The sequence below is a fragment of the Campylobacter sp. BCW_6877 genome, assembly GCF_001762445.1.
Taxonomy (GTDB): Bacteria; Campylobacterota; Campylobacteria; order Campylobacterales; family Campylobacteraceae; genus Campylobacter_D; species Campylobacter_D jejuni.
Genome location: NZ_MJWW01000010.1, coordinates 1 through 1,762, shown reverse-complemented (window position 1 = coordinate 1,762; position 1,762 = coordinate 1). Strand labels below are relative to the sequence as shown.

The following is a 1,762-nucleotide window of genomic DNA, read 5'->3' as shown; positions in this document are numbered from 1 at the left end:
TAGGCTATAATTCTACTTTCACAAAAATCTTCATCCTAGATAAAGAAAAGCTCAATGATACCTATCTTGATGCTAGAAAAAGGCTTTATAAATCTATCAATACTTTAAAAGAAAAAAGAAATGAAAAAATAAAAGATATCCAAGACTATTTAAATAAAGAAATTTCCTTACAAGATAATCTAAATAATCAAAGCTTTAATACTAAGGAAAATGATGTTAATTTAATTTTAAACGAAGTATTTAACATAGAGCAATTTTATGATAAAAATACCAATACCATAGTATTAAAGACAAATAATATAAAAATCATATTCTTAGATAAAGTAAATTTACAAGATTTGCAAGATAATTCTAACAATACTTCTTTCATCTCTATGTCAAATTTGATCCATATTTATGATAATCATTGTGATATTTTTGCAAAAGATAGAAGTGTTTTGGATATAAAGGACATAGAAGAAAAATATCAAATAGATTTTAAAAGTTTAGATATAAAAATCTTCCTAAACTCCACCCTCCTTACAGGCTCAAATGAACTTCCTAATAATCCTTTTTACTTTGGAGAATTAGATCAAGATAATACTATAAAACAAGATACACCTAGTTATTATTTTTCTCCTAAAGATGAAAGCAGTGGCAAAGGAAGACTTAGCATCTTTTATAAAAATGATGAACTTTGTTTGCTTAATTATTCTATTATAGAAAATTCTTTAAATATCAAATTAGAATGTTTAAGCAAACAAAGCTTAGAGTATAAAGACTTAATTTCAAACACTTTAAAAGAACAAAAAACCACACAAGTAGATAAAAAACAAGCTATAGCTAAACTTCATGCTCTTTTAGAAAATCAAAACCTAGAATGTATCCATGGAGGTAAAGTCATACTTAAATCAAACAAAGGAAAAACTTTTAAAGATGATGGTGTGCCTATAATGCTAGAAAGTGATTTATTAAACTCTAGTATAGTAGCTTGTCCTAATACTATAGCAGGTGTAAGTGTTCCTTGTACTAAAGTTGTTAATGTAAAAGGATCCTTATCTCAAAAGAAAGTCAATAATGAATATGTAATCTTACAAGAACTCATCTCAGCTTGTAAAACAGATAAAGGCTTTGCTTTAAAAGTAAGCTTTACTCCAAGTAAGTTTAAATTTGATCACAGCTTTGATCCTAAAGAGGGCTTAGGAGAACAAAGTAAAAATCAAATAGAGTTAAAAGAACCTATAATAAGACTTCATTATAAAAGTGATAGATTTCAAAAAGATAATTTACCTATCTATAATCTTTTAATCAATAATGAAAAAAAAGAACAAAATAAGGCTTTAAATGAATTTAATATAGATTTAAAAGATTTAAAAGATATAGAGGATATAAATATTCTTAATCAATTCAAACAAGACTTTAGTAAAGATTATGAATTTAAAGAATTAAATCTTAGCTTTGATACTAATTTAATCAAACTTTATTTTATTATCCCAAAAAACATTGCTAAAGTTTATAAAAGTGCTTATAAGGAATTTGAAAATAAAGATTTAGGAGTAGGGTATTTTACACAGCTACATGAGTATGATAAAATCATCAAAAATTCCCTAGAAGACAATAAAGAATTAAACGAATATCATTTTAGTTTTTTAGCTCCTGCAAAAATGCAAAATTTAAAACTTCAAATCGCACAAGGACTAGATGAAATCTTAGAAGATGAAGATAGAAAACAAGAGTTTTATGTTTGTAAGTTTGTGGTGGTAAATGGGGTTAGTGAAAACAA

Annotated in this window: 1 protein-coding gene; it reads left to right on the top strand. The window is 25.5% G+C overall.

The features are described 5' to 3' along the window. Window positions 1–680: 680 nt before the first annotated feature. The coding region (locus tag AJ936_RS10725; RefSeq protein ID WP_180365763.1) for a hypothetical protein at window positions 681–1,762 on the top strand (1,082 nt) is incomplete at its 3' end.